The organism is Sphingomonas sp. HF-S4, assembly GCF_032911445.1.
Classification (GTDB): Bacteria; Pseudomonadota; Alphaproteobacteria; order Sphingomonadales; family Sphingomonadaceae; genus Sphingomonas; species Sphingomonas agrestis.
In genome coordinates this window covers 1,943,033-1,963,439 of record NZ_JAWJEJ010000001.1, presented here as the reverse complement: position 1 = coordinate 1,963,439, position 20,407 = coordinate 1,943,033, and the positions used below count along the sequence as shown (strand labels likewise).

Annotated in this window: 23 protein-coding genes and 1 other RNA gene; 15 read left to right on the top strand and 9 right to left on the bottom strand. The window is 65.9% G+C overall.

All coding sequences use genetic code 11. From position 1 onward, the window contains the following. Positions 1 to 210: 210 nt before the first annotated feature. Positions 211 to 1,290: a 1,9-bis(guanidino)-5-aza-nonane synthase gene (locus RZN05_RS08620; RefSeq protein ID WP_317226206.1), complete on the bottom strand. Its 1,080-nt coding sequence runs from the start codon at positions 1,288 to 1,290 to the stop codon at positions 211 to 213. Between the two features lie 117 nt (positions 1,291 to 1,407). Continuing rightward, positions 1,408 to 2,634 carry a type III PLP-dependent enzyme gene (locus tag RZN05_RS08615; protein WP_317226205.1) on the bottom strand — a complete coding sequence of 409 codons (1,227 nt, stop codon included), beginning with the start codon at positions 2,632 to 2,634 and terminating at the stop codon, positions 1,408 to 1,410. Positions 2,635 to 2,786: 152 nt separating this feature from the next. Here RZN05_RS08615 and RZN05_RS08610 point away from each other — a divergent pair, with 152 nt between their 5' ends. Genes RZN05_RS08610 through RZN05_RS08600 form a run of 3 tightly spaced genes read left to right on the top strand, consistent with a single transcriptional unit; the run spans position 2,787 to position 4,101 of the window. Beyond that, on the top strand, positions 2,787 to 3,755 hold the full coding sequence (locus RZN05_RS08610) for a threonine ammonia-lyase (RefSeq protein ID WP_317226204.1): 969 nt from the start codon (positions 2,787 to 2,789) through the stop codon (positions 3,753 to 3,755). After that, positions 3,755 to 3,934, top strand: coding sequence for a hypothetical protein (locus RZN05_RS08605; protein WP_317226203.1), 180 nt, complete (start codon positions 3,755 to 3,757; stop codon positions 3,932 to 3,934). The genes RZN05_RS08610 and RZN05_RS08605 overlap by 1 nt, the downstream gene beginning before the upstream one ends. Then, complete coding sequence (locus RZN05_RS08600; protein WP_317226202.1) at positions 3,931 to 4,101, top strand: hypothetical protein; 171 nt, start codon at positions 3,931 to 3,933, stop codon at positions 4,099 to 4,101. Before RZN05_RS08605 ends, RZN05_RS08600 begins: the two co-directional genes overlap by 4 nt. Before the next feature lie 151 nt (positions 4,102 to 4,252). Here RZN05_RS08600 and RZN05_RS08595 read toward each other — a convergent pair whose 3' ends face one another. After that, positions 4,253 to 4,909, bottom strand: a complete 657-nt coding sequence (locus RZN05_RS08595) for an alpha/beta hydrolase (protein WP_317226201.1) — start codon at positions 4,907 to 4,909, stop codon at positions 4,253 to 4,255. Between the two features lie 92 nt (positions 4,910 to 5,001). On the opposite strand from RZN05_RS08595, the gene RZN05_RS08590 reads away from it, so the two are divergent. The 10 genes from RZN05_RS08590 (at position 5,002) to RZN05_RS08550 (ending at position 10,928) form a co-directional block, all read left to right on the top strand. Continuing rightward, positions 5,002 to 6,066, top strand: coding sequence for a cysteine desulfurase family protein (locus RZN05_RS08590; protein ID WP_317226200.1), 1,065 nt, complete (start codon positions 5,002 to 5,004; stop codon positions 6,064 to 6,066). After that, complete coding sequence (locus tag RZN05_RS08585; RefSeq protein ID WP_317226199.1) at positions 6,063 to 7,154, top strand: cysteine desulfurase family protein; 1,092 nt, start codon at positions 6,063 to 6,065, stop codon at positions 7,152 to 7,154. The genes RZN05_RS08590 and RZN05_RS08585 overlap by 4 nt, the downstream gene beginning before the upstream one ends. Further along, positions 7,151 to 7,486, top strand: a complete 336-nt coding sequence (locus RZN05_RS08580; RefSeq protein ID WP_317226198.1) for a 2Fe-2S iron-sulfur cluster-binding protein — start codon at positions 7,151 to 7,153, stop codon at positions 7,484 to 7,486. The genes RZN05_RS08585 and RZN05_RS08580 overlap by 4 nt, the downstream gene beginning before the upstream one ends. Before the next feature lie 68 nt (positions 7,487 to 7,554). After that, positions 7,555 to 7,845 (top strand): hypothetical protein, encoded by a 291-nt coding sequence (locus RZN05_RS08575; RefSeq protein WP_317226197.1) that lies wholly within the window; start codon positions 7,555 to 7,557, stop codon positions 7,843 to 7,845. Between the two features lie 64 nt (positions 7,846 to 7,909). Then, positions 7,910 to 8,007, top strand: an RNA gene (gene ffs / locus RZN05_RS08570) — signal recognition particle sRNA small type. A 40-nt stretch (positions 8,008 to 8,047) separates the two neighbouring features. Then, entirely contained in the window at positions 8,048 to 8,296 is a 249-nt protein-coding gene (locus tag RZN05_RS08565; protein ID WP_317226196.1) for a ribbon-helix-helix domain-containing protein, read from the top strand. Continuing rightward, the gene (locus RZN05_RS20660) at positions 8,284 to 8,580 is read left to right on the top strand and encodes a type II toxin-antitoxin system RelE/ParE family toxin (protein ID WP_394804796.1); all 297 of its coding nucleotides are present in this window, start codon (positions 8,284 to 8,286) and stop codon (positions 8,578 to 8,580) included. Before RZN05_RS08565 ends, RZN05_RS20660 begins: the two co-directional genes overlap by 13 nt. 40 nt (positions 8,581 to 8,620) lie before the next feature. After that, entirely contained in the window at positions 8,621 to 10,249 is a 1,629-nt protein-coding gene (locus tag RZN05_RS08560) for a DNA polymerase III subunit gamma/tau (RefSeq protein ID WP_317226195.1), read from the top strand. After that, positions 10,246 to 10,569 carry a YbaB/EbfC family nucleoid-associated protein gene (locus RZN05_RS08555; RefSeq protein ID WP_317226194.1) on the top strand — a complete coding sequence of 108 codons (324 nt, stop codon included), beginning with the start codon at positions 10,246 to 10,248 and terminating at the stop codon, positions 10,567 to 10,569. Before RZN05_RS08560 ends, RZN05_RS08555 begins: the two co-directional genes overlap by 4 nt. Before the next feature lie 71 nt (positions 10,570 to 10,640). Beyond that, complete coding sequence (locus RZN05_RS08550; protein ID WP_317226193.1) at positions 10,641 to 10,928, top strand: hypothetical protein; 288 nt, start codon at positions 10,641 to 10,643, stop codon at positions 10,926 to 10,928. 18 nt (positions 10,929 to 10,946) lie between these two features. On the opposite strand, the gene RZN05_RS08545 is transcribed toward RZN05_RS08550, so the two are convergent. The 4 genes from RZN05_RS08545 to RZN05_RS08530 form a co-directional block, all read right to left on the bottom strand. Then, on the bottom strand, positions 10,947 to 11,393 hold the full coding sequence (locus tag RZN05_RS08545; protein ID WP_317226192.1) for an NUDIX hydrolase: 447 nt from the start codon (positions 11,391 to 11,393) through the stop codon (positions 10,947 to 10,949). After that, positions 11,390 to 12,067 carry a monofunctional biosynthetic peptidoglycan transglycosylase gene (mtgA, locus tag RZN05_RS08540; RefSeq protein WP_317227592.1) on the bottom strand — a complete coding sequence of 226 codons (678 nt, stop codon included), beginning with the start codon at positions 12,065 to 12,067 and terminating at the stop codon, positions 11,390 to 11,392. Before mtgA ends, RZN05_RS08545 begins: the two co-directional genes overlap by 4 nt. 134 nt (positions 12,068 to 12,201) lie before the next feature. Continuing rightward, a complete protein-coding gene (rpoH, locus tag RZN05_RS08535; protein ID WP_317226191.1) occupies positions 12,202 to 13,107 on the bottom strand; it encodes an RNA polymerase sigma factor RpoH in 906 nt (301 codons plus the stop codon). A gap of 51 nt (positions 13,108 to 13,158) precedes the next feature. Beyond that, the gene (locus RZN05_RS08530; protein ID WP_317226190.1) at positions 13,159 to 14,154 is read right to left on the bottom strand and encodes an RluA family pseudouridine synthase; all 996 of its coding nucleotides are present in this window, start codon (positions 14,152 to 14,154) and stop codon (positions 13,159 to 13,161) included. Between the two features lie 19 nt (positions 14,155 to 14,173). On the opposite strand from RZN05_RS08530, the gene RZN05_RS08525 reads away from it, so the two are divergent. Next, positions 14,174 to 14,587 (top strand): M67 family metallopeptidase, encoded by a 414-nt coding sequence (locus tag RZN05_RS08525; RefSeq protein ID WP_317226189.1) that lies wholly within the window; start codon positions 14,174 to 14,176, stop codon positions 14,585 to 14,587. A gap of 92 nt (positions 14,588 to 14,679) precedes the next feature. Then, on the top strand, positions 14,680 to 16,290 hold the full coding sequence (locus RZN05_RS08520; RefSeq protein WP_317226188.1) for a serine hydrolase: 1,611 nt from the start codon (positions 14,680 to 14,682) through the stop codon (positions 16,288 to 16,290). 242 nt (positions 16,291 to 16,532) lie between these two features. On the opposite strand, the gene RZN05_RS08515 is transcribed toward RZN05_RS08520, so the two are convergent. Continuing rightward, positions 16,533 to 17,363 (bottom strand): hypothetical protein, encoded by an 831-nt coding sequence (locus RZN05_RS08515; RefSeq protein ID WP_317226187.1) that lies wholly within the window; start codon positions 17,361 to 17,363, stop codon positions 16,533 to 16,535. 110 nt (positions 17,364 to 17,473) lie between these two features. Further along, entirely contained in the window at positions 17,474 to 20,395 is a 2,922-nt protein-coding gene (locus tag RZN05_RS08510) for a TonB-dependent receptor (RefSeq protein ID WP_317226186.1), read from the bottom strand. Between the last annotated feature and the right edge of the window lie 12 nt (positions 20,396 to 20,407).

Sequence of the window (20,407 nt, the reverse complement as noted above, 5' to 3'; positions counted from 1 at the left end):
CGATTCTTGGGTCCTGATCGCTCGGGGCGTCTTGCGTTAGGTTTGGCGCCGCGCTCGGCACTGCGGCCAAAATCAGCGCCAGATTCGAACGCGAAGGCATGAAGCACTCTCCCAAGCACTTGTCCGGGAGCGAGGGTATCACGAAGTCGCATAAAGCAAAACGGCCGGGGATCGCTCCCCGGCCGTTCGGTTTTCGCGTGCTGGAAGGGCTCAGCCGAACAGCTTGGCCCAGCCGCGCTTGGCGCGATCCTTCCAGTGGCCGCGGTGATACGCGTCGCTGGCGAGGAGCGGCATCACGCTGCCGGCCTCGGCGAACACCATCTGCTCGATGCCGGTGTTGACCTTGCCCCACGATGCCGCCTCCTGCAGCGTCGAGGACGAGCAGGCGCCGTCGCGAACGTCGGCGACGGTGATCTGCACCGCGTACTTGTGCACGGCGACATCCTCGTGGCCGAGGATCTCGGCGCAGACGACGGTGTCCTGGATGAAGTTCTTGGGCACGCCGCCGCCGATCATCAGCAGGCCGGTGGTGCCCGCCGCGATCTTGATGTCGGTCAGCTCGCGGAAGTCCGCGACCGCGTCGATCATCAGATAGGGGCGGCCCTCCTTGGCGGCGTCGACCTGGTGCTTGACGAGGCCGAAGCCGGCCGAGCTGTCCACGAACGCGGGGCAGAAGATCGGCACGTCATGCTCGTAGGCGAGCTTGACGAGGCTGTTCTCCTTCTTGCCGTGCTCGACGAGATACTTGCCCATTTCGCGGATGAACGCGCGCGAGCTGTAGGCCTTGGGCTCGAGCGATTCCGCGATCTCGAAGATCGTGTGATCGACGTTCTGGAGGTCGGTCTCGTCGATGTACGTGTCGTAGATGCGGTCGATATAGAGCGAGCGCAGCGTGTCGTCGTCGGGGATCTCGAGCGCCTGGTAATGCTTGTGGCCGAGGCCCTCGAAGAAATCCATGTCGACGATCGTGGCGCCGGTGGCGACGATGCCGTCGACCATGTTGTTGCGCACCAGTTCGGCATAGAGGTCCATGCAGCCGCCGGCCGAGGTCGAGCCGGCGATCACCAGGAAGATCGTGCAATCCTTGTCGGCGAGCATCTGGTTGTAGATGTTGGTCGCGCGGCCGAGGTCGCGGCTGGTGAAGCTCATGTCGGCCATCGCGTCGACGATCGGGCGCGCATCGAACTTGGTGATGTCGATATGCTTCACTTCCTTCGAGAGAAGCTCCGCCTTGCGGGTGTCGTTGATCGGCGGGTTCGCCGCGGCGGTCTTGGTGAGGGTGTCGGTCATGGGAGCTCCCATTCAGCATGGCCGTCGTCGTTCAGGGGACGCGGAAACCCGTGAGGAAGCGGGGCGCATAGAGCACCCCGCTTCCAAATTCAAAGACTGCCGTCTGGCTAGGTCTGGTTACAGCTTGACGACGTTCGAGGCCGTCGCGCGTTCCTCGGCCTGCTCGATATAGAGCGAGGTCATCGGCTCGTCGTCGACGATCACCGTCTCGTCCGATCCGAAGCCGTTGAACGCGGTGCGCATGGCCGAGCCATAGGCGCCGAGCATGCCGATCTCGATATAGTCGCCTGCACCGATATCGGCGGGTAGCGGGAACGGCCCCGCCATGTGGTCGAGATCGTCGCAGGTCGGCCCGTAGAAGCTGAACTCGACATCGCGGGCGTTCGAATCCGGCTCGCGGAGGAGACGGACGGGGAAGCGCCAGCCGATATGCGCGGCGTCGAACAGCGCGCCATAGGCGCCGTCGTTGATGTAGAGCTCACTGCCGCGGCGCTTCTCGACGCGAACGATGATCGAGCTGTACTCGGCGCACAGCGCACGGCCCGGCTCGGCCCAGAGCTCGGCCGAATAGGAGATCGGCAGGCTCTCGAACGCGCGGTGGATCGTCGCGAAATAATGCTCGAGCGGCGGCGGCTCCATGCCGGGATAGGACGAGGGGAACCCGCCGCCGACGTCGATCACGTCGACGGTGACGGCTGCCTCGACGATCGCGGCGCGGACGCGCTCCATCGCATTGCCATAGGCCTCGGGCGACATCGCCTGGCTACCGACATGGAAGCAGATGCCCAGGGCATCGGCGACCTGGCGGGCGGCCATCAGCAATTCCTTCGACTCGCCGGGGGCGGCGCCGAACTTGGAGGCGAGGCTGAGCTTCGAATGGTCCGACGAGACACGCAGGCGGACGCACAGCGTGAGGTCTTCAGCGCCCTTGGTGGCCGCGACGATCTTCTCCAGCTCTTCCAGGCTGTCGAGACTGAACACGCGGACGCCGTGCGTGAAATACGCTTCCTCGATCGCTTCCTCGGCCTTGACCGGGTGCATGAAGCACAGGGTCGCTTCCGGGAGCGTGCGGGCGACGAGGCGAACCTCGGCGATCGACGCCACGTCGTAATGCGTGATGCCGCTATCCCAGAGGATCTGGAGCAGATCGGGAGACGGATTCGCCTTCACGGCATACATCGAGCGGCCCGGAAACTTCTCGACGAAGAAGCGGGCGGCACGCGATGCGGCGTGCGGACGAGTCAGCGTGACCGGCTGAACCGGTCGCTGGCTGGCGATGTCGATGCCGAGAACGGCGTTCGATCGGGGAGACGCTAACCCCAGCGCGCGATGATGCTTGTGCAACTCAAGGGACCTCCAAATGCCTTGCGGCAAACATTGACGAAAAGCTGCCTTGCGGTTGGAAGTCCCATGGGGCAGCGGAAGGCGGCATTTAGGGGCGAGGTTCCCCCGTGTAAAGTGATTCGGTATCCGGAATTGTACGGCGGGGATGAACTGTGACGATTGTACGACAGCCTACGCGGGCCGGGGTGCGGGACGCTGCAGCGAAGGTTGCAGCAATCCTGCCGCAAACGCCTCTTTTGACAGCGGAAATTCGCGGCGTGCCGGTCTGTTTCAAGGCCGAATCGCTGCAGCCGATAGGCGCTTTCAAGATCCGCGGGGCGTGGCATCGGCTGACCGCATTGGACGCCGCGGCACGCGAACGCGGAGTCGTCGCCTTCTCGTCGGGGAATCATGCGCAGGGAGTCGCCTGGGCGGCGAAGAAGCTCGGTATCCCGGCGGTGATCGTGATGCCGGCCGATGCGCCTAAGGTGAAGCTCGACGCGACGCTGGCATTGGGCGCGGAGGTAGTGAAATACGACCGCGCGACCGAGAGCCGCGAGAAGATCGCCGCGCATCTCGCGCATGCCCGCGGCGCCGCGCTGGTGCCGAGCTTCGACGATGCGTGGATCATCGAGGGGCAGGGCAGCGCGGGAATCGAGGCGATGACCCAGATGGTCGAGATGAAGCTCCCCGATCCTTCGAACGTGGTGATCCCGTGCGGCGGCGGTGGGCTCGCGGCGGGGCTCGCGCTGGCGCTGCCCGAGGCGGCGATCACGGTCGCCGAGCCCGAGGGCTGGGACGATATGCGCCGCAGCCTGGAGGCCGGGTGGATCGAGGCGGTGGGGGACAATCCGCCGCTGACCGCGTGCGACGCGCTGCAGACCAGGCAAGTGTCGCCGCTGACCTTCGACGTGCTCAGCCGGCGCGGCGCCAGCGGCGTGGCGGTGAGCGAGGCGGAGATCCGGCACGCGCAGCGCTGGGCGGCGGCGAAGCTGCGGCTGGTGGTCGAGCCGGGCGGGGCGGTGGCGCTCGCGGCGGTGCTTGCGGGCAAGGTCGAGGCGCAACCGGGCTTGCTCGTCCTCCTCTCCGGGGGCAATGCCGATCCCGACGCCTATGCGGCGGTGCTGGGATCGAACGACTGATGAGGGAAACGCAGCTGGGCGGCGTACTGGCCAATGTGCTGAGCGTGGCGACGCGCGGGCTGGGGCTGTTCCTCTGGTATTTCCTGCGGCTGATCTATCGCGGTGAGCCCAAGGTGATTGCCGGGTTCGTCGGCGTGGCGCTGGCGATCGTGGCGCTGGTGTGGCTGGTGGTGCGATGATCGATCCCACGCTGAACCCACTGCTGTTGAGCATCGTCGTGGTGGCGATGTTCGCCTTGGTCTGGGGCGCGGTACGTACCTGGCGCGGCGGCGACCGCTTCAAGGGTGTGCTGATGCTGGTCGCTGCGCTGGTGCTGCTGGGGAATCTGCTGATCTGGTCGATCTAGGCGGCGGACCTGCAAATCGCGAACGTCCGCAACTAGGGCGTTTGTGGTCTTCCGTATCAACGCGTTCGGTCCACGCCTGACGCGCTAACTACCTCATCGTAACCCCGGCACAAGGCCGGGGTGACGGGCAGGGGCGTGGCGGCCCGACATATCACCGAATCGGCGAGTTGGGATCCAGCCGCATGTCGAGATACGTGTCCACCGAGCCCATCAGCTGCTCCATCTCGTCCTGGAAGAAATGGTTGGCGTGCGGGATCGTGTCGTGGTGGATCGTGATGTGCTTCTGCGTGCGCAGCTTGTCGACCAGCTTCTGGGTCGCGGCCGGGGTCGCGACTTCGTCGCCTTCGCCCTGGATGATGATGCCCGAGCTGGGGCAGGGCGCCAGGAAGCTGAAGTCGTACATGTTCGCTGGCGGCGCGACCGAGATGAAGCCGCGGATTTCGGGGCGGCGCATCAGCAGCTGCATGCCGATCCACGCGCCGAAGCTGACGCCCGCGATCCAGGTGGTCGAGGCTTCGGGGTGGAAGCTCTGTACCCAGTCGAGCGCGCTGGCGGCGTCAGACAATTCGCCGATGCCGTTGTCGAACGTGCCCTGGCTCTTGCCGACGCCGCGGAAGTTGAAGCGCAGCGTCGCGAAGCCGCGGCGCTGGAAGGTCTTGTAGAGCTCCTGGACGATGCGGTTGTTCATCGTCCCGCCCGCATTGGGATGCGGGTGGAGGATCATCGCGACGGGCGCGCGCGGCTTGGGAGCGGGAGCGAAACGGCCTTCGAGGCGGCCTTCGGGACCGGGGAAGATGACTTCGGGCAATGTAGGCCTGCCTTGAAAATGGGGCGCGCAGTGGAGCGCGGGGAGTTGGGCGCTATATAGGCAGCGCTGCCCTTCACGCAATTGGAACCGCCTTGGCCGATCGTATCTATCTGGATCATGCCGCAACCACGCCGATGATCGACGCCGCCAAGGCCGCGGTGATCGAGGGCATGGCGCGCTGGGCAAACCCCTCTTCGCCGCATGCCGAGGGGCGCGCCGCACGCGCGGCGCTGGAGGATGCGCGGGCGCGGATCGCCGCGGCCTATGGCTGGGCGCACGAGCTGGTGCTGACTTCGGGCGCGAGCGAATCGCTCCATCTGGCGCTGACCCGCTCGGTCGCCGAGCGCCGCGTCATCACCGCGGTCGAGCATGATTCGGTGCTGCGTCATGCCGAGGGCGCGAAGGTGCTGCCGGTGCTGGCCGACGGGACGCTCGATCTCGATGCGCTGCGGGCCGCGATGGGCCCGCGCGTGCTGCTCTGCGTCCAGCGGACCAACAGCGAGACCGGCGTGATCCAGCCGGTCGAGGCGATCGCGGCGATCGTGCATGAGGCCGGTGGCATCCTGCTCGTGGACGCGGCGCAGATGCCGGCGCGCGCCTCTGCGGCGGTTCTGCGGCACGCCGATCTGGTCGCGGTCTCTGCGCACAAGCGCGGCGGGCCGCCGGGGATCGGCGCGCTGTTCGTCCGCGACTTCGCCACGCTGCTGCCGATGGGTGGACAGGAAAAGGGGTATCGCGCCGGGACGGAGAACCTGCCGGGCGCGCTGGGCTATGCCGCGGCGGTCGAGGTGCCCGAGGAGTTGCATAGGCTCGCCGCATTGCGGGCGCGGCTCGAGGCGGCGCTGGAGGGGGCGGAGATCGTCGGGGCGGCGAGTTCCCGGTCGCCGCTGATCGGCGCATACCGGATGCCGGGGGTTTCGGCCGCGGCGCAGTTGATCCGATTCGACATGGCGGGGATCTCGGTCTCGGCCGGCAGCGCCTGCTCGTCGGGAAGCCTCCGCCCGAGCCATGTGCTGACCGCGATGGGCTGGGCCGAGCCAGCACTGCGCGAAGTCGTGCGGGTGAGCTTCGGGCGCGCGACCACCGAGGCGGAGGTCGACGCCTTCGCGGCATTGTGGTGCGCAATCGCTGCCGATGCACGGGCGCGCGCAGCATGACCTATCTCGATTATCAGGCGACCACGCCGCTCGCGCCCGAGGCACTCGCCGCGATGCTCCCATGGCTGGAGAGCCAGCACGCCAATCCGCATTCGGCGCACGCGGCGGGGCGCAAGGCCAAGGCGGCGGTCGAGGTCGCGCGCGACGATGTCGCGGCGCTGATGCCCGCGGGCGGCACGCTGAGCTTCACCAGCGGCGCGACCGAGGCGCTCAACTGGGCGATCAAGGGGACGAGCGGGCCGATCGTCACGGTCGCGACCGAGCATGCCGCAGTGCTCGACGCCGTCGCGGCCCAGGCGCGCAAGGGCAGGGCGGTGACCGTGCTGCCGGTGGGCAGCGACGGGCTGGTCGATTTCGCCGCCGCCCGTGCGGCGATCGGGCCCGGCACCGGGCTGGTCGCAGCGATGCTGGTCAACAACGAGATCGGAACGATCCAGCCGATCGAGCAGCTCGCCGAGCTGGCGCAGGCCGCCGGCGCGCGCTTCCTGTGCGATGCGGTGCAGGGCTATGGCCGCGTGCGGATTCCGGAAGAGTGCGACCTGGTCGCAGTGTCGGCGCACAAGATCCACGGGCCAAAGGGCGTCGGCGCGCTGTGGATCCGCGACGGCGTGACGCTCGAACCGTTGCTGCACGGCGGCGGGCAGGAGCCGGGTGGGCGTTCGGGGACGCTGTCGCCGGCGCTGTGTGCGGGGTTCGGCGCGGCGGCGCGGCTCGCCAAGCAGCGCTTCGGCGCGGATCATGCCCATGCCGAGCAGCTCTTCCGCGCGGCGCTGGCGCATATCGGCGGCGACTGGCAGCTCAATGGGTCGCAGGGCGAGCGCTATCACGGCAATCTAAACCTGCGCCGCGAGGGGCTCGATGTCGCGCGGCTGATGTCGGACGTGCGCGACATCGCATTCTCGGCGGGGTCGGCCTGTGCGAGCGGATCGGGGCGGCCCAGCCATGTGCTGCAGGCCATCGGGATGAGCGATGCGCAGGCGCGGTCGAGCATCCGGCTCGGCTTCGGGCGCATGACTACGGAGGAAGAATTGTTGACTGCGCTCGACCGGATCACTGCAGCGGCGCGTGCGCAGAAGGTCGCGGCATGATCCGGGTGCGTTTCGTCAGCGCCGGCGAGGGCGAGACTCGCGAAGTCGAAGCCGCCGACGGTGCGATCCTGCTCGAAGTCGCGCAGAATGCCGGGCAACCGCTGGAGGGGACGTGCGAGGGGCAGATGTCGTGCTCGACCTGCCATGTGATCGTTGCCGCGGAGGATTTCGCCAGATTGCCGCGCGCAAGCGAGGAGGAAGAGGATATGCTCGACCTCGCCTTCGGCGCGGCGCGGACCAGTCGGCTCGCTTGCCAGATCGTGCTGACCCCCGATCTCGACGGGCTCACCGTGCGGATGCCGAGCGAGCATCGCGACATGCAGGGACGCTGAGCCGGAACCAACCCGCCGTGCCGGAATTGCAACGGCAGCAGGATCGCCCTGCATCCGGGAGATTATCGATGAAGCTTCTCACTCTCGCCGTCGCCGCAGCGGCTGCGCTGTTCACCGTGCCCGCGGCTTCGGCAACGACGGCGCCGGCGGCGCCCGCTGCCATCACGGCCGCTTCGTTCGCCGCCAGCTCGGCCACCGCGCTCGTCGAGCAAGACCGGCGCCACTATCGCCGCGACCGCCGCCAATACCGTCGTCATTATCGCAATAACCGCCGCGCCTATACGCGCACGGTCTGCCGGCGCGAGTGGCGGCGTGGGGACCGCGTCCGCATTTGCCGCAAGGTCCGCTATTATCGTTGAATGAGGGGCGGGGCGTCCGATGCGGGCGCCCCTTGCCTCGCGGCGGGAGTTCGCCCATATGCGCCGCGGGAGTCGGGCGGACGTGGTCGTCGCCAACCTGGTCAGATCCGGAAGGAAGCAGCCACAACGATTTCGCCGCGGGTCGTTCCGGCTCCCACCTTCCTCCATTGACAGCGTTTAGGCTTGGGCGGAAACTCCGCGCATGACGAAGATCAGCTTCCATCTGCCCGATGAGTTCAAGGACGGGGTGGAATTGCGCGTCCGCGAGGGGGCGTATCCTGATGTCGAAGCCTATTTGCGCGCCTTGATCCGCGCCGATCTCGAACAGGAAGATCGCTGGGAGATGACGCCGGAACTGGCGGCAGCCTTGGCGGAAGGCGATGCAAGTGGCGACGAAGGTCGCTCCATTGCCGACATAATCGCGGACGGCCGTAAGCGTTGGAACGCCTGAGGCTCGTCATCTCGGTAGCTGCCGATCACGATCTAGATGCCATTTACGATTATACCGCTACCCATTGGGGCGCCGCTCAGGCGAGCCGTTACGTGGGGTCATTTGACGTCGCATTCACTGGCTTGCTGGATCAACCGGAGATGGGGCGACCGGTAAGCTCTTCCTCAGGCCATTGGCGATTTCGCCACGAGAGCCATTTCGTCTACTACAGGATTCTGCCCGGCACACTCCGCATCGTTCGTGTGCTGCATCCGCGCATGGATGCGCCGCGACACTTGTCCTGATCCTTCGACAAGCCGCGCATGCCCGCCTACATAGGCTGCGATGTCCGATTCCCTCCTTGGCCTCGACGAACCGCCCCAGCCCAAGCAGGAGGCGTATCGCGTCCTTGCGCGGAAATACCGGCCGCAGACCTTTTCCGAACTGATCGGGCAGGATGCGATGGTCACCACGCTGGGCAATGCGATCAAGCGCGACCGGCTGGCGCATGCCTTCCTGCTCACTGGCGTCCGCGGAGTCGGCAAGACCTCGACCGCGCGGCTGATCGCCAAGGCACTGAACTGCATCGGGCCGGACGGGCACGGCAGGCCGACGATCGACCCGTGCGGGGTCTGCGAGCCGTGCCGTGCGATCGCCGAGGGTCGCCATATCGACGTGATCGAGATGGACGCCGCGAGCCATACCGGCATCGACGATATCCGCGAGATCATCGAGGCGTCGCGCTATTCGGCGGTGTCGGCGCGGTACAAGATCTACATCATCGACGAAGTCCACATGCTGTCCAAGGCCGCGTTCAACGGCCTGCTCAAGACGCTCGAGGAACCGCCGGCGCACGTGAAGTTCCTGTTCGCGACGACCGAGGTCAACAAGGTGCCGGTGACGGTGCTGTCGCGCTGCCAGCGCTTCGACCTGCGGCGGATCCCGGCAGAGTTGCTCGCCGGGCATTTCGCGCATGTCGCGCAGGCCGAGGGCGTCGAGGCCGAGCCCGACGCGCTGGCGCTGATCGCGCGCGCCGCCGAAGGATCGGCACGCGACGGGCTGTCGATTCTCGACCAGGCGATCGCGCATGCCGGGCTCGAAGGCGGCGGGGTGCGCGCCGAGGCGGTGCGGGCGATGCTCGGCCTGTCCGATCGCGGGGCGATCCGCGCACTGTTCGGGTTGCTGCTCGCTGGCGACGCGCTGGGCGCGCTCGCGGCGTTGCGCGGGCAATATGATCTGGGCGTCGATCCCCAGGCGGTACTGCGTACGCTGCTGGAAACCGTCCACGGCGTGACTTTGGCCAAGCTCGGCACCGATTCGGGTGCGGGCCAGTCGGCCGAGGAACTCAAGGCGTTGCAGGACTGGGCGGCCGGTCTCTCTTTCCCGGCGCTGCACCGGCTGTGGCAATTGGTGCTGCGCGGGCATGACGAAGTCGCCAAGGCGGCGCTGCCGATCGAGGCGTGCGAGATGGCGCTGCTCCGCGTGATCCACGCGTCGCAGCTTCCCGATCCGGGCGAGCTGGCGCGGCAGATCGCCAGCGGCAGCGTGACCGTCACGGCGTCCGCTCCCGCCGCGGCGCCGTCTGCGCCTGCCGAGCCGGCAATGCCGTCGAGCATCGCCGAACTCGCGATCTGTTTGGAGGCAAGCAAGCGCTTCCAGCTCGCCCAGCAAGTGCGCGACTATCTGCGTCCGGTGAAGTTTGACGGCTCGGAATTTGAATTCGGCGCGGCACGCGAATTGCCGCAGGATTTCCTGCGCGAGCTGGGAGCCGCACTGCGCGAGGCGACAGGGGTCAATTGGCGGCTCAAATGCGTTGAGGACGCGGGCGCGCCGACGATGCGCGAGCAGGCAGTCGCCAACGAGGCCGCAGAGCGCAACGCGGTGCTGGCCTCGCCGGTGGTCGCCGCTGCGATGCACGCTTTTCCCGATGCCGAGCTGATCGGCTGGAACAACCTACGGAGTAACCAGGCATGAGGAGCCTCGAAGACATCATGGCGATGGCGCAGAACGTCCAGGAAGAGCTGACCAAGGCGCAGGCGAACCTCGACACGATCGAAGTCGAGGGCGTTTCGGGTGGCGGGCTGGTCAAGGTCAAGGCAAGCGCCAAGGGTCGGATCATCGCCGTCGACATCGACGATTCGCTGCTCGCACCGAGCGAGAAGGGCATGCTCGAGGACCTGGTCGCGGCAGCGTTCAACGATGCGCGTGCCAAGGCCGATGCGGCATCGGCTACCGAGATGTCGAAGATGAGCAGCGGGCTGCCGCTGCCGCCGGGGTTCAAGCTGCCGTTCTGATCTACGACCGTTTCGGAACCTAAATGGGCACTCCTCTGTTGCTGCCGGACACAATCGAGGAGTGCAGGTTCATGGCTGATCGTATTGTCGAGCGTACCGACGGCGTCACGTCCGAGCGGGTCACGGAGACGAGCAATCCGAGCACCGTCGTGGTCGAGCGCCGCGGCGGGAGCGGTGGCGCCCTGCTGATCGGGCTTGCCGTGCTCGTGCTGGTGGTGCTGGGCGGGCTGTATCTGGTCAACCAGAACCAGCGCGAGAATGTGAAGACCGACGCGATCACCAGCGCGGCGAAGGACGTCGGCGATGCCGCCAAGGATGTCGGCGGCGCGGCGAAGGACGCGGCCAAGAAGGTCGACTGATCCGCGGCCGGATCACGTTTAGGGCCCTGGAGCGGCGATGCGCGGCTCCGGGGCCTTTTCGTAGGCAGGCAACGCGCGCGCGATCGGCAGGATATGGTCTCGCGTCAGGGGCGCGAGCGGAAGCTCGCCCGCTGCCTTAATCGCAACCCACCGGGCCTCGGCGATCTCCGCGGCGACGATCGGGGGATGGGCGGCGGTGAGGCGGAAGATTTCCGCCTCGACGATGCGGCCGGGCTCGTTGGCAGCCGGCGCGCGGAACCGGCCGAGATAGGCGGGCGCGGTTGCCGGAACCAAGCCGATCTCCTCGAGCAGTTCGCGGCGAAGCGCATCCATCGCGGTCTCGCCGGGTTCGATCTTGCCGCCGGCCTGCATATAGGCCTGGGCACCGTGCTTCCGAACCAGCAGCATATGGCCCGCGCCGTCGTCGATCAACGCCGCGGCGATGCGGATCGGGTGCGTAGTCACCGCAGGCAGGCGTCGAGGCCGTCGCCTGCCACCACGCCGATCCGGCGGCTGATCGAATTGCCGTAGCGCCTGGTGAAGCCCCTGGGGTCGATCGCCGCGCGCTTCTTGGGCAGCGGCAGCACCGCGGCGATCAGCGCGGCCTCGCGCTGGCTGAGCCGCGAGGCGTCGTGCTTGAAATAGCGCATCGCGCCGGCATTGACGCCATAGGTGCCGATCCCGGTCTCGGCGACGTTGAGATAGACTTCCATGATCCGCCGCTTGCCCCAGATATTCTCGATGAGCAGCGTGAAATAGGCTTCCAAGCCTTTGCGGAAATAGCCGCCGCCCTGCCAGAGGAACACGTTCTTGGCGGTCTGCTGGCTGACGGTCGATCCGCCGCGGATGCGCTTGGTGCCGGTGGCGTTGCGTGCGGCGGCGGCGGCGATGGCCTTGTAGTCGAAGCCGTGATGCTCGCAGAAGCGGGAGTCCTCGGCGGCGATCACGGCGCGGGCCATCGTCGCGTCGATCCGGTCGATCGACATCCAGCGCTTGGTGACGCCGTGGCCGGCGACCGCGTCGCCGATCATCGTCCAGGTGATCGGCGGATTGATGAAGCGCAGCGCCGCGACCCAGAGCAGCGAGCCGAGGATGAACGCCAGCACTGCCATCACCAGCCAGCCGAGAAGCCGGCGCAGCAACGGTTTGCGGGGCCGGGCCGGCTCGGCGGGGGGCTCGATCCGCGTCGTCGCCTGCGGGGCGCGGGGGGTGGGGGCGGCGTCGTCACTCATGCGGACACGAATGACGACACCACACCGTCAACGCAACGGCTTCAATAGGCCGCGAGCAGTCGCTTCTCGCCGGCGAGGCGCATCATCGCCTTTTGGAGCTTCTCGAAGGCGCGAACCTCGATCTGGCGGACGCGCTCGCGCGACACGCCATAGACCTGGCTCAGTTCCTCGAGCGTCTTGGGATCGTCGGTCAGGCGACGCTCGGTGAGGATGTGCTTCTCGCGCTCGTTGAGATCGTCCATCGCATCGACGAGCATCTCGTGGCGGACGTCCGCCTCCTGCGCTTCGGCGACGACTTCGTCCTGGAGCTGGCTGTCGTCCTGCAGCCAATCCTGCCACTGGCCCTCGCCATCCTCGCGCATCGGCACGTTGAGCGAGGTATCCCCGCCCATCGCCATGCGGCGGTTCATCGAGGTGACCTCGTCCTCGGTCACGCCCAGATCGGTGGCGATCTTGGCGAGATGCTCGGGGGACAGGTCGCCATCCTCGAACGCATCGAGCTTGGCCTTCATCCGGCGCAGGTTGAAGAACAGCTTCTTCTGCGCCGCCGTGGTGCCCATCTTCACGAGCGACCACGAGCGCAGGATGAATTCCTGGATCGACGCGCGGATCCACCACATGGCGTAGGTTGCCAGGCGGAAGCCGCGATCGGCCTCGAACTTCTTCACGCCCTGCATCAGGCCGATATTGCCTTCCGAGATCAGCTCGGAGACGGGCAGGCCATAGCCGCGATAGCCCATCGCGATCTTGGCGACGAGCCGCAGGTGCGACGTGACCAGCTGCGCCGCCGCATCGGCGTCGCCATGCTCCTCGAAGCGCTTGGCGAGCATATATTCCTGCTCGGGCGCGAGGATCGGAAACTTCTTGATCTCGGACAGATAGCGGTTGAGGCTCGCCTCTCCGCCGAGCGCAGGAATCGTCGCGGGGACGTTGCTGCCATTTGCCATGATCAATCTCCCTTCACTGGGCGCAAGGCCGCGCGGGCTGCGCCACGAACTTCATACGATAAGCTTGTTGAACAGTTCCTGCATGTCTGCAGGCATTTCGCTATCAAATGCCAAAGCGTGGCTTTTCACGGGATGAATGAACCCGAGATGGGCCGCGTGCAAGGCCTGTCGCCGGAAATCCAGGGTTTCCAGAATCTCGCGATGCGCCTTCCTGGCACTGCCATAGACCGGATCGCCGACAAGCGGATGCCCGATCGATGCCATGTGGACGCGGACCTGGTGGGTACGCCCCGTTTCCAGCCTGCATTCAACGAACGAGGCGTCGAGAAGTTGACGAACTTGACTCGAATCGCGGTTTTTCCCGTCCGCTTGACTCGCGCCGCCCAACTGACGCCAGTGGGTGACGGCGCGCTTGCCGTGCGGCTGGATCGCCATCTTCTTGCGGTTCGCCGGCGAGCGCGCGAGCGGCGCATCGACGCTGCCCTGGAGCGTGCGCAGATGCCCGTTGACGATCGCCTTGTAGCGCCGGTCGATCGAGTGGTCCTTGAACTGCCTGGCCAGCCCGACATGCGCGCGATCGGTCTTGGCGGCGACCATCAGCCCCGACGTGTCCTTGTCGATGCGATGGACGATCCCCGGCCGCGCCACCCCGCCGATCCCTGACAGGCTCCCGTCGCAATGGTGGAGCAGCGCGTTGACCAACGTCCCGTCGAGATTGCCGGCGGCAGGATGGACGACCAGCCCGGCCTGCTTGTCGATCACGATCAGATGCTCGTCCTCGAACACGACGTTGAGCGCGATATCCTGCGCTTCGTTATGCGCGGGGGCTGGCACCGGCACCGCGATCTGGAACAGCGCGCCGCCGGGCGCCTTCTTGGCGGGATCGCGGATCAGCCCGGCGGGGCCGGTGACCGCGCCGCTCGAGATCAGCGCCTTGACGCGTTCGCGCGAGAGCGTGGGAAGGGCATCGGCGAGCGCCCGATCGAGCCGCCATCCGTCCGCGGCCTCGGCAATCCGCGCTTCAAGTGTGGTAACCCCCCGGTCCATTCTGTAGGTGTAGATGGGGATGGCGATACGCGTTTCAAGATCTGTACCGATCGGTATTCGGCGGATTTCCGCCGATTGTGCGCCGCGCGAGGCATGCGGACTGCTGTTCGGCGACGGCGATACGATCACCGGCTTCCAAGCAACTGAAAACGTGGCCGAAGACCCCGGGCGGCACTTCGAGATCGACCCTGCGGCCCTGTTCGCGGCGTTGCGTGCCGAGCGGGCGGGCGGGCCGAAGATCATTGGCTATTGGCATTCGCACCCGAGCGGCGCCGCGACGCCTTCGGTCACCGACGCGGCAATGGCGGCGCCCGACGGGAAGCTGTGGCTGATCGTGGCGGGGGAAGTGATGACGCTGTGGCGGGCGAGCGAGGCCGGGACGCTGCACGGGCGGTTTGATCCAGTGAATCTCGGTGAGAGCTTGGATCCCTAGGCGCGAAAGCCGGAAATTGGTGAATGGCTAGTCTTGGGTGGTTTGCGGCCCGTCCGCTTTCAGGCCCGACATTGGATGAAACCGGCGTTGCGATGGCCGACTTCAACATCTGCAAAGCGTTGCGCCCGGGCAACGATTGTGTGAGTGCGCGATGGCAGCCGCAGCGACAGGCTGCGTCCCAGTCCGCCCCCCACCGCTGTGGTAAAACTTTCATGATGCGACTCTTCCTGCTGCCTTGCGCAACATTCCTGCTGTGGGGCCAAGGCGCGCAAGCTCAGTCAATGTCAGCGACAACCGTCGATGAAGCCACACCATCGACCGTCCAAGCCAGTATCGCGCGGGTCGAGCTCGGACTCTCCACGCCCGTCGTGGTGAAAGGCGCGCCCGAGCAGAAGATGTCGCTGATAGAGCGTATGGCTTTCTACCAAGTCCCCGCCGTCAGCATTGCCCTGATCAACAAGGGCCGCATTGAGTGGGCTCGGGCTTATGGCGAAGCCGATATCGCCAGCCATCGCCGAGCTACCGTGAGAACCCTTTTCCAGGCAGGCTCGATTAGCAAGTCGCTCACGGCCATCGGCGCCTTGCGCCTAGTCGAGCAAGGCAAGCTCGCGCTGGATGGAGACGCGAACCGCCAGCTCTCGTCCTGGAAAATTCCGCAGAACGAATACACCCGCCTCAAAGCGGTCACCCTGCGCATGCTACTCAATCACAGCGCGGGCATGACGGTGCACGGATATTCCGGATATGCGCAGGGGCAGCCGGTGCCGAGCCTGTTGCAGGTGCTGGACGGTGTTGCGCCCGCGAATTCGGAGCCGGTTCGCGTCGATCTGGCGCCGGGAAGCGCATGGCGCTACTCCGGGGGAGGCTATGAGATCGTCCAGTTGATGGTGAGCGAGGCCAGCGGCCAGCCCTTCGACCGTTACATGAAGACCGCCGTTCTGGATCGGATGGGAATGGACCAGAGTAGCTTCGCGCCGCTGCCCGCCGCCCAACGCAACCTGACGGCGACGGCGTATCACGGCGATGGCAAAGCTGTCACAGGTGAATGGCATATCTACCCGGAATCTTCGGCTGCCGGACTTTGGAGCACGCCCACGGACCTGGCGCGGGTTGTACTCGAAGTTCAGCAGGCCGAGGCTGGGAAATCCGACAAAATCCTGTCCCAGAAAACAGCGTCTTCGATGCTGATGCGTGGCTTGGGCCAATATGGCCTGGGCTTCTTCGTCGACAAGGTTGGCGACCGCACGAGCTTTGGCCACAGCGGGGGCACAGCAGGTTTCCGGTCCCAGCTATATGGCTATACGCGCTCCGGCCAAGGCGTCGTCATCATGACCAACAGCGACAATGGCGCGGCCCTGATCGACGAAATCCTGGGAAGTGTCGCCGCCGAATACGGATGGCCCGAGTTTAAAGTCATTGAGAAGGCTGCGATTCCTGGTGATGCAGCCGCTAACGGACAGGTCGCGGGCGACTATCAATTGCTGGACAAGCCAGCCCATATCGTCGCCGAAGGGGATCGACTGTTTTTCCAAAGCGACTTGTTCGGTGCTGGGCGTATGGAGCTGTTTGCGGAATCGAAGTCTGAATTCTTCATGACGGCGCAAGACATGACGATACGGTTCGAACACGGCGATGATGGCGAAGTCGTTGGGTTCAGCCTTCTTCGCGGAGGGAATGCTTACCCAGCCCAAAAGGCCCGTTAAGGGCAGGCGAACCGAAGCGCCTCTGCTTCTCCATCTGGATATCGCGGCTCCAGTCTGTCGCAATTGATTGATGCAGGTCCGTTTCCGGGATTGAAATCGAACAGGGCCGATGGCCGAGAGCGGGCGAGAGCGGATATTCGTTAAGCCCTAGCCGTCGAGGCCGCGCCGGTCTTTCCAGCGGCAGCGCGAGGCGGATCGCCACGCACGCCGGGGACGGGGCTATCGGCGCCGCCTGACGATCCTCACTGTACCGATCGGCAATCCTTGAGCAGCAGCAGGTGGTCGCGCGCGTCGAATGCTTCGAACATGCCCTGCAGCTTGACCTTCTTGCCCGGCTTGAGCTGGAGGGTGAACGCCGCCTGCCCCTTGGCCATCACGCAGCCGATATCGGTCTTGAACTTCGCCTCGCCGGGCAGGCGGATCGCCTGCTCCCACGGGTTCGGGATCTTGTAGGTGACGATATAGTCGCTGCCCTGCTTGGTGGCCTGTTCGACCAGACCGTCGATGATGAAGCTCTTGTTCTCATAGCGCAGCGGAATCGCCGCGGCGTTGCGCTCGGTATCCTTCGACACCTGTTGCGAGAGCGAGAGCGCGCTGATCTCCAGCGGTGCCCCGTTGCTCACTGCCTTCATGCCGCTGTTCGCCGCGGCGAGGCCGGCCTTGCCGCCCTTGATCGCGCCGAGCATCGCGCATAGCTCGGTCTTGGCCGCGTCCGAGCCGACGCTCTGGCCGGCGCGGAGCTTGGCCTCCATTTCGACCATGCCCGACTTGCCGCTGCTCGTCGCGGTGATCGTGATCGGGAAGGCGCGTGCCTTGCCGGTCTGCGGCTGCTCGATCAGCATGCTGCCGTCCTCGGCCTCGGCGACGAGGATGTCATAGCCCTTGCCGGCTGCGATGCCGCGCATCTGGCCGATCGCGCTCGCCGGGGTGAGGTCTGGTACGGTGACCGAGGCGCGGAACTTCAGCCCGCTGATGAACGACCCGGACTTGGTGAAGCTTTCCTCGCAGCCCGCGGCATGCGCCGTTGCCGGGAGAAGAAGAGCCGCCGACATCAGCCAAAGACCACCGCGCATATTGCCCCTTTTACGCTAACCACAATTTGTAATATAAATAACCGTAGTCGGATCGGGATTCGAGTCAAGCCGCTCGCGCCGACACCTTTCGGTGCCGGCGCGGCCAAGCATCAGAACCGGAACTGCGCGCCGAGATAGAATTGCGCGCCGGTGTGGCTGTAGACGAAGGTGCTGTCGCGATCGGAGTCGATATACTGGCGATAGGCCCGGTCGAAGATGTTGAGCCCTTCGAAGCTCAGCTTGATCTTGTCGGTCAGCTGGTACGACAGCGAGAGATCGAAGATCAGCGACTTGTCGACGCCTTCGAGATCCTGGAGCGGATTGTTGGCCGGCAGCGCGATGATGTACGGCCCGCGATACGATCCCGAGATGCGGGCGCTGAGCTTGCTGTCCTCATAATAGACCGTGCCGTTGAACGCGTCGCGCGACAGGCCGAGCAGGTCGCGGCTGGTGGTGTTGGCCGAACTGGCGGCGAGGAAATAGGTGATCGTCGACTTCACATGGGTGTAGTTGGCGAGCACGCCGAGGTTCTTGAGGAAGCCCGGCAGGAAGGTCAGCGAATGCTGGTAGTTGATCTCATAGCCTTCGAGCGGGCCGCCGGGCGTGTTGCGCGCCTGGTTGACCGTGAACACCGAGACGTTGGGATCGAGGCCGCTGTTCGGATCGAACAGCGAGGCGGGCAGGCCGGTCTGGTTGAAGGTCTGCTGTAGCGCCTGGTTCTGGATGTAGGACTGGATGTCCTTGCGGAAATAGGCGGCCGAGAGCAGCGAGTTTCGGGTAAAATACCATTCGATCGCGGCGTCATAGGTGGTGGCGCGGATCGGCTCGAGCAGCGGATTGCCGCTGTTGATGTTCGGCGTGCCGCTGAACACGATGTTGGCGCCGGGGCTGAGGAAGCCGAGCTCGGGGCGGGTGATCACCTTTGCCACCGCGCCGCGGATCAGCAGGTTCGGCGTCAGATCGGCGACGACGTTGAGCGAGGGCAGCCAGTCCTCATAGGAATTCTCGACCGTCACGAACTGCGCGATCGCAGGCGAATAGCCGGTCGAATCGAGCGTGGTCTTGGCATAGCGCATGCCGACATTGCCGCGGATCGGCGCGCCTGCTGACGACAGATCGAAATCGACCTGGCCGAAGGCCGAGACGACGTCCTCCTGCACCCGGCGGGTGCCGCCGAGATTCTGGATGAGCGCGAAATCGCCGGTGTAATCGTCGAGGCCGTAGCGCTCGGCGAATTGCTTGTAGTTGATCGCGACCCACGAGGTCGGGAACACGCCCTCGCGCATGCCCTTGCCGAAGCCCTCGACCAGATGCGTCATGCCCGCCAGATCGGCCGCGCTGACCGTCGGCACGGTGAAGTTGTTCGGGCGCTGATACGGCGTGATGCTGAAGTTGAAGCGGTCGTAATGGACGCCGCCCTTGAGCGTGAAGCCCTCGGTCGCCTTCCAGACGAAATTGCCCTCGACCATCTTGTTGACGTTGTCGACGAACGACGGCGCGGCGCGGATTTCCGCGCTGCCCGGCGCGAGGGTGAACTGGCTCGGATCGGTGACGTCGAAGCCGAAGCCGATCGTCGGCATGTTGCGGTCGTCGCGGAAGTCGATCGTCTGGCGGGTGTTGTTGCGCCCGAACAGGAAGGTGGTCTGCTCGGTCTGGTCGAAATTGGTGCTCGATTTGCCGGCGAGCACATTGAGCTTGAGCCGATCGGTCAGGTCGAACTTCCCGTAGAGCGAATATTGCGTGAAGCGGCTGCGGAAGCGGTCGTACTGGGTGTCCGAGCGGACATCGACGCCGTCGAACACGCCGTAATCGATGTCGTAGACGGTCTGGCCGAAATTGGCGCCCTGGGTGTTGCTGGTGCCGGCGTTGCGCAGGATCGCCTCGCGGATCGCCGTCTGGGGCTTGCCGAAATTGGGCGAGGCGATTGCGCGCGCGAACGAGAAGCCCTCGAGCCAATTCTCTTCGCGGAACGCCTTGAAGTCCGAATAGAGCACGTCGCCGCCGATCTGGATGCCCGGCGCCGGCTCCCACTGCACCGACCCGGTGACGCCGAGGCGCTCCTGCTCGTGGTGGAAGCGGCCGTAGCGTGGCAGGCGGGGCAGGAAGACGGTCGAGCGATTGACCAGAGCGTAGTTGGTGTCGCCGGCGGCGGGGCGGGGGACACCGGTCGCGCAATTGGTGAGCGTCGTGCCCTGCGCGGGATTGAGGGCCGGCGACGGGACCGCCGCGCCGACCGGGGTGCAGAAGCCGCCGTCCTGCGTCGCCGGGTTCCAGCCGCCCGAGCCGAACTGGTCCTCATAATAATTGCGGCGGGTAAAGGCGGCGGAGGCGAGCACGCCGATCCGGCCGATCCCGGTATCCCAGGTGTTCGAGACGAGGCCGCTGAACTTGGGATCGATATTCTTGGCGAGCGTGTTGTACCCGGCCTGCGCGCCGAGCGCCAAGGTGAAGTCCTTGTAATCGAACGGCCGTGCGACATTGAGGTCGACCGTCGCGCCGAGCGAGCCTTCGATCGTCTCGGCGTCGGCGGTTTTCCGCACGACGAGATTGTTGAACAGCTCCGAGGCGAAGACGTTGAAGTCGAAGCCGCGCCCGGTGTTGGTGCCGCGGTCCGAGGTGGTCGCGCTCGAGATCGCCTGGGCTTCCATCCCGTTGATGCGGACGCGCGTGAAGCTGCCCGAGAGGCCGCGCACGGTGATCGCGCGGCCTTCGCCGCCGGCGCGGTTGATCGACACGCCGGGGACACGCTGGAGCGATTCCGCCAAATTGTTGTCGGGGAAGTCGGCGATGTCCTCGGCCTTGATCACGTCGACGGCGGAGGTTTCGCTGCGCTTGGCGTTGAGTGCGCTGCCCAGGCTGGCGCGGAAGCCGGTGACGACGATCTCGCCTTCCTGATCGATCTGGGGCTCGGCCGAGACTTCCGCGGGCTCCGGCGTGTCGGTTGTCTGCGCGGCGGCCGTGGTGGCTGCCAGCAATGCCAGCGGCGAAGCGCCGCAAATCAGCAGGACGTGTTTGAACCTTGAACCCAGCATCGACCTCTCCCT

What these genes read in the sequence shown, in the direction of transcription:
- RZN05_RS08620 (WP_317226206.1), bottom strand. Translation starts at nt 1,290, where the DNA reads ATGACCGACACCCTCACCAAGACCGCCGCGGCGAACCCGCCGATCAAC.
- RZN05_RS08605 (WP_317226203.1), top strand. Translation starts at nt 3,755, where the DNA reads ATGAGGGAAACGCAGCTGGGCGGCGTACTGGCCAATGTGCTGAGCGTG.
- RZN05_RS08600 (WP_317226202.1), top strand. Translation starts at nt 3,931, where the DNA reads ATGATCGATCCCACGCTGAACCCACTGCTGTTGAGCATCGTCGTGGTG.
- RZN05_RS08585 (WP_317226199.1), top strand. Translation starts at nt 6,063, where the DNA reads ATGACCTATCTCGATTATCAGGCGACCACGCCGCTCGCGCCCGAGGCA.
- RZN05_RS08580 (WP_317226198.1), top strand. Translation starts at nt 7,151, where the DNA reads ATGATCCGGGTGCGTTTCGTCAGCGCCGGCGAGGGCGAGACTCGCGAA.
- RZN05_RS08575 (WP_317226197.1), top strand. Translation starts at nt 7,555, where the DNA reads ATGAAGCTTCTCACTCTCGCCGTCGCCGCAGCGGCTGCGCTGTTCACC.
- RZN05_RS08565 (WP_317226196.1), top strand. Translation starts at nt 8,048, where the DNA reads ATGACGAAGATCAGCTTCCATCTGCCCGATGAGTTCAAGGACGGGGTG.
- RZN05_RS08560 (WP_317226195.1), top strand. Translation starts at nt 8,621, where the DNA reads ATGTCCGATTCCCTCCTTGGCCTCGACGAACCGCCCCAGCCCAAGCAG.
- RZN05_RS08555 (WP_317226194.1), top strand. Translation starts at nt 10,246, where the DNA reads ATGAGGAGCCTCGAAGACATCATGGCGATGGCGCAGAACGTCCAGGAA.
- RZN05_RS08550 (WP_317226193.1), top strand. Translation starts at nt 10,641, where the DNA reads ATGGCTGATCGTATTGTCGAGCGTACCGACGGCGTCACGTCCGAGCGG.
- rpoH (WP_317226191.1), bottom strand. Translation starts at nt 13,107, where the DNA reads ATGGCAAATGGCAGCAACGTCCCCGCGACGATTCCTGCGCTCGGCGGA.
- RZN05_RS08530 (WP_317226190.1), bottom strand. Translation starts at nt 14,154, where the DNA reads ATGGACCGGGGGGTTACCACACTTGAAGCGCGGATTGCCGAGGCCGCG.
- RZN05_RS08525 (WP_317226189.1), top strand. Translation starts at nt 14,174, where the DNA reads ATGGCGATACGCGTTTCAAGATCTGTACCGATCGGTATTCGGCGGATT.
- RZN05_RS08520 (WP_317226188.1), top strand. Translation starts at nt 14,680, where the DNA reads ATGGCCGACTTCAACATCTGCAAAGCGTTGCGCCCGGGCAACGATTGT.
- RZN05_RS08515 (WP_317226187.1), bottom strand. Translation starts at nt 17,363, where the DNA reads ATGCGCGGTGGTCTTTGGCTGATGTCGGCGGCTCTTCTTCTCCCGGCA.
- RZN05_RS08510 (WP_317226186.1), bottom strand. Translation starts at nt 20,395, where the DNA reads ATGCTGGGTTCAAGGTTCAAACACGTCCTGCTGATTTGCGGCGCTTCG.